Source organism: Promicromonospora sp. NPDC060204 (genome assembly GCF_042728455.1).
Classification (GTDB): Bacteria; Actinomycetota; Actinomycetes; order Actinomycetales; family Cellulomonadaceae; genus Promicromonospora.
The window spans coordinates 1-6,803 of sequence record NZ_JBHWZO010000306.1 but is presented as its reverse complement, the minus strand read 5'-3'; the positions used below and the strand labels follow the sequence as shown (position 1 = coordinate 6,803).

General features: G+C 72.2%; 5 protein-coding genes. 2 read left to right on the top strand and 3 right to left on the bottom strand.

Annotation, left to right across the window (positions count from 1 at the left end):
• Positions 1 to 110: 110 nt before the first annotated feature.
• The gene (gene rfbB / locus ACFWEJ_RS25625; protein WP_377231999.1) at positions 111 to 1,106 is read right to left on the bottom strand and encodes a dTDP-glucose 4,6-dehydratase; all 996 of its coding nucleotides are present in this window, start codon (positions 1,104 to 1,106) and stop codon (positions 111 to 113) included.
• A gap of 3 nt (positions 1,107 to 1,109) precedes the next feature.
• Complete coding sequence (locus ACFWEJ_RS25620) at positions 1,110 to 2,276, bottom strand: nucleotide sugar dehydrogenase (RefSeq protein WP_377231998.1); 1,167 nt, start codon at positions 2,274 to 2,276, stop codon at positions 1,110 to 1,112.
• A 155-nt stretch (positions 2,277 to 2,431) separates the two neighbouring features.
• Here ACFWEJ_RS25620 and ACFWEJ_RS25615 point away from each other — a divergent pair, with 155 nt between their 5' ends.
• Positions 2,432 to 3,232: a siderophore-interacting protein gene (locus tag ACFWEJ_RS25615; protein WP_377231997.1), complete on the top strand. Its 801-nt coding sequence runs from the start codon at positions 2,432 to 2,434 to the stop codon at positions 3,230 to 3,232.
• A 34-nt stretch (positions 3,233 to 3,266) separates the two neighbouring features.
• Here the strand turns inward: ACFWEJ_RS25615 and ACFWEJ_RS25610 are convergent, their stop codons facing one another.
• Positions 3,267 to 3,884, bottom strand: a complete 618-nt coding sequence (locus ACFWEJ_RS25610) for a DUF402 domain-containing protein (RefSeq protein WP_377231996.1) — start codon at positions 3,882 to 3,884, stop codon at positions 3,267 to 3,269.
• A 128-nt stretch (positions 3,885 to 4,012) separates the two neighbouring features.
• Between ACFWEJ_RS25610 and ACFWEJ_RS25605 the strand changes: the two genes are divergently transcribed.
• Positions 4,013 to 6,739, top strand: coding sequence for a glycosyltransferase (locus ACFWEJ_RS25605; RefSeq protein ID WP_377231995.1), 2,727 nt, complete (start codon positions 4,013 to 4,015; stop codon positions 6,737 to 6,739).
• The last annotated feature ends 64 nt before the right edge of the window (positions 6,740 to 6,803 follow it).

Genomic DNA, 6,803 nt, shown 5'->3' with positions numbered 1-6,803 from the left:
GCGCCGCCGTAAAACCGTAGCGGAGGGCCCCTGGGGCCCGTGAGCGAGGCGGCGCACCCCTCACGTTCGCCCGGACCGGACCCAGCCACGGACCGGGACCCAAGAAAAAGCTACTGCCCCGAAGCCGCGTACTTGGCCTCCGTCAGAGCCTTCGCGCCCCTCCACCACGGCTCGTTCTCCCGATACCACCCCACGGTCGCCTCCAGCCCCGCCCGGAAGTCCGTGTACCGCGGCACCCACCCCAGCTCGTCCCGGAGCAGGCTCGCGTCGATCGCGTACCGCAGGTCGTGCCCGGGCCGGTCGGTCACGTGGTCGAAGTCGTCGGCGTCCCGCCCGAAGATCTCCAGGAGCGTGCGCACCACGTCGAGGTTGCTGGTCTCGCCGTCGGCGCCGATCAGGTACGTCTCGCCGATGGTGCCCCGCTCGATGATCGTCCACACGGCCGCGTTGTGGTCCTCGACGTGGATCCAGTCGCGCACGTTGAGCCCCGCGCCGTACAGCCGGGGGCGCACGCCGTCGATCAGGTTGGTGACCTGGCGCGGGATGAACTTCTCGATGTGCTGGTAGGGGCCGTAGTTGTTCGAGCAGTTCGAGATGGTCGCCTGCACGCCGAAGGACCGGACCCAGGCCCGGACCAGGAGGTCGGAGCCCGCCTTGGTCGACGAGTACGGCGACGACGGGTTGTACGGCGTCTCCGGCGTGAACCGGTCGGGGGTGTCGAGCGGCAGGTCCCCGTACACCTCGTCCGTCGAGATGTGGTGGAACCGCACGTCGTGCCTGCGCACCGCCTCCAGCAGCGTGAACGTGCCGACCAGGTTCGTCTGCACGAACGGCGACGGGTCGTTCAGGGAGTTGTCGTTGTGCGACTCGGCCGCGAAGTGCACGACGAGGTCCGCGTCCCCGACAAGCTGGTCGACCAGCGGCGCGTCCGTGATCGAGCCCTCGACCAGCTCCACCCGGTCCGCGACCGGGGCCAGCGAGGTGCGGTCGCCCGCGTAGGTCAGGGCGTCGAGCACGGTGACCCGCGCGTCGGGCCGCTCGCGCACGGTCTGGTGCACGAAGTTCGCGCCGATGAAACCCGCGCCGCCGGTGACCAGGACGCGCATCGGTCAGTCCCGTCCGTAGATGTCGCGGGTGTAGACCTTGTCCGCGACGTCGTCGAGCACGTCGGTCCGCCGGTTGGCGATGATGACGTCGGCGCGCGACTTGAACTGGTCCAGGTCGCGCACGACCTCCGAGGAGAAGAAGTCGTCCTGCTCGAGGGTGGGTTCGTAGACGATGACCTCGATGCCCTTGGCCTTGATCCGCTTCATGATGCCCTGGACGCTGGAGTCCCTGAAGTTGTCCGAACCGGCCTTCATCACCAGCCGGTACACACCCACGGTCTTGGGCTCCCGGCGCAGGATGTCCGCGGCCACGAAGTCCTTGCGGGTGGTGTTGGCGTCCACGACCGCGTTGATCAGGTTCTGCGGCACGGTGGCGTAGTTGGCCAGCAGCTGCTTGGTGTCCTTGGGCAGGCAGTACCCGCCGTAGCCGAAGGACGGGTTGTTGTAGTGCGTCCCGATCCGCGGGTCCAGGCCCACGCCCTCGATGATCTGCGCCGTGTCCAGGCCGTGGGTGGCCGCGTAGGTGTCCAGCTCGTTGAAGTACGCCACCCGCAGCGCCAGGTAGGTGTTGGCGAACAGCTTGATCGCCTCGGCCTCGGTCGGGTGGGTCAGCAGCACCGGGGTGGTCTCGTCCAGCGCGCCCTCCAGCAGGAGGTCGGCGAACTGCCTGCCGCGGTCACCGGTGTCCCCGACCACGATGCGCGAGGGGTGGAGGTTGTCGTACAGGGCCCGGCCCTCGCGCAGGAACTCCGGGGAGAAGACGATCGCTGCCCCCGGGTGCTCGGCCCGCATGCGCTCGGTGAACCCGACCGGGATCGTCGACTTGATCACGATCGTCGCGTCGGGCACCCGCTCCAGGACGTCGTCGATCACGGTCTCGACCGAGGACGTGTCGAAGAAGTTGGTGACCTCGTCGTAGTTGGTCGGCGTCGCGATCACCACGACGCCGGCCTCCGCGTACGCCTGTTCCTTGTCCAGGGTCGCGGTCAGCGCCAGCTCCCGGCCGGCCAGGTACTCCTCCAGCTCGGGGTCCACGATCGGCGAGACCCGGTCGTTGACCTGGGCCACCTTGACCGGGTCCACGTCCAGCGCCCACACCTCGTGCTTCTGCGCGAGCAGCACCGCGTTCGACAGCCCGACATACCCCGTACCGACAACAGCGATCTTCACGACCAGGCTCCTGACAGGAAGAGTTCGACAACGGGCCCATGGTAGGCGCGCCGTGCGGTCCGTAGGTCCGGCGCCGGAGCGCCCGAGAAGCGCTTCATCCAGTGACGCACGCCACACCGGCGACCGAGCGCGCCCGAGGTTAGGCTTGCCTCACCATGTCTCAGACCTCCAGCGCTCCCACCGACCGGCCCCGCAAGGGCACCCGCACCACGGCGACCGTCACGGCGGTCCGGCAGCTCACGCCGCACATGATCCGGGTGACGCTCGGCGGCGAGGCCCTGGCCGACGTCGACCCCACGCCGTTCCCCGACCGCTACGTGAAGCTGGTCATGGCCGAGCCCACCGAGCCCGAGGGCCGCCCCGTCCTGCGCACCTACACGATCCGCACCGTGACGGAGTCCGGCTGGGACATCGACGTCGTCACGCACGGCGACGTGGGCCACGGCGGGCCCTGGGCCCAGCGGGTCCGGCCGGGCGACGAGGTCTCCTTCGTGGGCCCGGGCGGCGACTACGCGCCGTCCCCCGAGGCCCCGTGGCACCTCCTGGCCGGCGACGAGTCCGCCCTCCCGGCCATCGCGGCCGCGTGCGAGGCCCTGCCCGACGGCGCCGTGGCGCACGTCTTCGTCGAGGTCGCCGACGCGTCGGAGGAGCAGCAGATCACCAGCGCCGCGAACCTGCACCTCACCTGGGTCCACCGGTCCACGGGGGCGAGCCTGGCCGACGTCGTGCAGGCCGCCGAGCTGCCGGACGGCACCCCGCACACGTTCCTGCACGGCGAGGCCGGCTGCGTGCGCGACCTGCGCCGCTGGGCGCGCGGGACGCTGGGCGTGCCGCGCGAGCTGCTCTCCGCGTCGGGCTACTGGCGGCTCGGGCGCGACGACGAGCGCTGGCGCGCGGAGAAGGCCGACTGGCGGGCCGCCGTCGAGCAGGACGACCTGGTGCTCGCCGCGCACTGAGCGCGGCACTTCCTGAGAGCGCGCCCGGCGGGCCCTACAGCCCGTCGAGCACCGCGAACCAGCGGTCCGCCGTCGGGCCGTCGTAGGGCGCCTCGCCGGCCCGCACCGCGGCGAGGAGCGCGTCGGCATCCGCCCGTACCTGGGCCACGACCGACGGCGGATAGTTGTACCGCACCGAGTGCTCCGCGAACTCGTCCTCGTCGTCGATGTAGAACTCACCGTGCGCCCGGGCCCGTTCGCTGCCCGGCTGCACGGCGAGCACGTCGAGGTCCATGTCGATGCCCGAGACCTCGAACGCCGGGCCGCGGCCGTCCCCGCCGTCGGGCACGGCGCGCCACTCCGGGACCGTCGTGAGGTCGATGTAGAGGCGCACGCCCCGCGGGTGGTCGCGGTAGATGTCCGCGACCCAGCCGACCTCGCCGAAGAGCACGACGCCGGGATAGCGCGTCCGGTACTCCCGGCCGGGCCTGCTGAAGCGCGTCCCGGCGGGGTAGCCGAGCCACACGCCGTGCTCGTCCCGGCCGAGGTGCACGGCGTCGAACCGCCAGTGCGGCGTGCCGTCCCACTTGCGCATGCGGCAGCCCACGAGGGTGCCCGGCTCCGTGGGCCGCGACGACGAAAAGGCCTGGTCAGCAGGTTGTTGCGCAGACATGTCCGGGAGCCTACCCAGTCGTCGCCGGGGCGTAACCGGAGGGCACTACGCTCTGGCCACCGTCGGCGCCGTGCACACGCCGGGACGACGGTTCTCCTGCTCAACCGTCGACCCCACGAGGAGTCTTCATGTCCCCTGCAAGCCGCCGTCTCGCCGCGTCCGGTGAGACTGCGCACCAGGTCCCGGCCGCCGACGAGATGATCGCCGAGGCGCTGCTCACCGCCACCGCCGAGACCCTGTACAACCCGCATCCCGACAATCCGGGCCCGTTACCCGAGGCCCGGCCCGTGCCGACTCCCGACCAGGAGTCCTGGACCCAGGCCAAGGAGCCCAGCCGCCAGCCGCGGGAGGTGTGGTCCGCCCCCGACCGCGCCGCGGACCGCCCGTTCCAGGAGCGTCCCGAACCCCTCTCCGGTGACGCCGTCGTCACCGCCGCCCTGCGCCGCGGCCTGCCGATCGACGAGGCCGTCACGACCTCCGTCCGCACCGCCGGGAGCCTGGACACCGCGCAGTGGCGGTCGCTCTGCCACTCGCTCATGGCGCACCCCGAGACGCGCCGGGCCGGCGTCGCCGGAGCCGCGCTGATCGCGCAGCGCGTCGGCCTGCGCGAGCTCGCCTGGGACCTGCTCCGCCAGCTCGGGCCGGACGACGCCGCCCGCCTCGCCCCGGCGGAGTACCTCCGGGCGGGCATCGCCATGGCCAGCCCCGACGTCGCCCGCACCGCCGCGACGTGGGTGCGGCACGGGATCGTGTCCGACGCCCCCGTGCTGCTCGAGCTCGCGCGGCTGCTGTTCATCGCCGACGAGGCCGCGCTGGCCGCCGAGGCCCTCGACGCAGCCCGACGTGCGCCCGGCCTGACCGACCAGGTCCAGGCCTCGATCGACCACCTGGCGCCCTGGATCGAGAAGGCGCACCGGCCGGCCGCGCCGGCCCGGGTGCCCGCCGGGCACGTGTCGTTCGCCGTGCTCGACTACAAGGCGCCCGACGAGAACGTGGCGTCCACCAACATCGGCGACACGATCCAGACCGTCGCGAGCCTCGGCCACCTGCTGCGGCACGAGGGCCTGCGCCTGCACGGCGACGCCGCCGTCACCGAACCCGTGCGGCTCCTCGCCGGCCGCGTGCGGCCCGAGCACGTCGTGCCGGGCCCCGGCGCCGACATCGACCTGACGCTGGTCCAGCGCGACATGTCGCGGCTGGACGCCGTGCCCGAGAACACGTGGATGCTGGCCTACGGCTGGTACATGCACAGCCAGTTCGACCTGCGGTTCGACTTCCCGTTCCACGAGAACCTGCAGCCCCTGTTCGTGTCGTTCCACATCAACAAGCACGCCGTGCTCACGCCCACCGCCGTCGACTACCTCCGGGCCCACGGGCCGATCGGCTGCCGGGACTGGACCACGGTGCACCTGCTGCTCAACGCGGGCGTCCCGGCGTTCTTCAGCGGCTGCCTCACCACCACCGTCGACACCGTGTTCCCGGCCGGGTTCACACCCGCACCCGCCGGGGCGCCGACCGTGTACGTGGACGCTCCCGTCCCGGAGCACGACGCCGCGGGCGAGTCCGTCACGCACCTCTACCCGGAGGTGCGCCGCCACGCGTTCGCCCGCAACGTGTACGACGCCGTCGACCTGCTCGACGGCTACCGCAGCCGGTACTCGCGCGTGGTCACCTCACGCCTGCACGCCTTCCTGCCCGCGTGGTCCATCGGGGCCGACGTCGACTTCCGGCCGCGGAACGACGCCGACATCCGGTTCGCGGGCCTGCTCGACGCCGACGAGGCCGGCCGGCGCGCCATGCAGCGCCGAATCCGGGACGTCGTCGCCCCGGCGATGGCCAGGATCCTCGCCGGCGCCCCGCGCGACGAGGTCTACGCGACCTGGGCCGCCACCGTGGCCCCCGAGGTCGAGCTGGCGCGGGCGGTGCACGCCGCACCGGTGTCGGTGCCGGCCGGCACCTGCGACGTGGCCGGCATCGTCGCCGGGGTGCGCGCCACGCGGACCGTCGTGGAGGCCGTCTCGCCCCGGACCGGGACGGGCCCGGCGCTCAACGTCGCCGTTGCGCTCGACGGCAACCTGCGCTCCCAGATGGAGGTGGTCGTGGCCGGGGTGGTGCGGCACACCGACCGTCCGGTGCGGGTCGTGGCGCTCACGCGCGACCACACACCGGCCGACCACGTCCGGCTCGCGGCCCTGTTCCCCGAGGTCACGTTCGAGTGGTACGCCTGCGACGGGACCGACTACGGGCCCGTGCTCGGCATGCTCAAGCACATCACGGTCGCCACGATGGACCGCCTGCTGCTGCCCGACCTGCTGCCGCACCTCGACCGCGTGCTCTACCACGACCTGGACGCGCTGTGCGTGGTGGACGTGGCCGAGCTGTACGACACCGACCTCGGCGGTGCGCCGCTGGCGGCCCGCCCGTCGATCTCGTACAACTACCGGCACGGCGTCGGGAACGTCATCCGGTCCACGCGCCTGCTCCAGCACGACCCGGGTGCCGCGCGCGACCTGGTGCGGGCGATGATGCAGCGGCACCGGCACGGCTACCAGGGCTTCAACGCGGGCATCCTGGTGCTCGACCTGGCCGTGATGCGCGCCGACGGCTTCACCGCGGAGTTCGTGCCGTACGCGGAGCGGTACGGGCTCAACGACCAGGACGTGCTGAACGCCTACGCCGGGTCGCGCTACCGCGTCCTGGACGCCCGGTGGAACGCGTGGCCCACGCAGGAGCTCGTCGCCGAGCCGGGGCTGATCCACTGGGCCGGCCCGGTCAAGCCCTGGCACGAGGACCGGTACATCCTGCTCAAGGAGCACTGGGCGGCCGCGGAGGCGTGGCTGACCGCCCGCCGCTAACCCGGCCGGCAACGTTGAGTGCTGGGTATTTGCGCTCCTGGAGGGTCCAGAAGCGCAAATACCC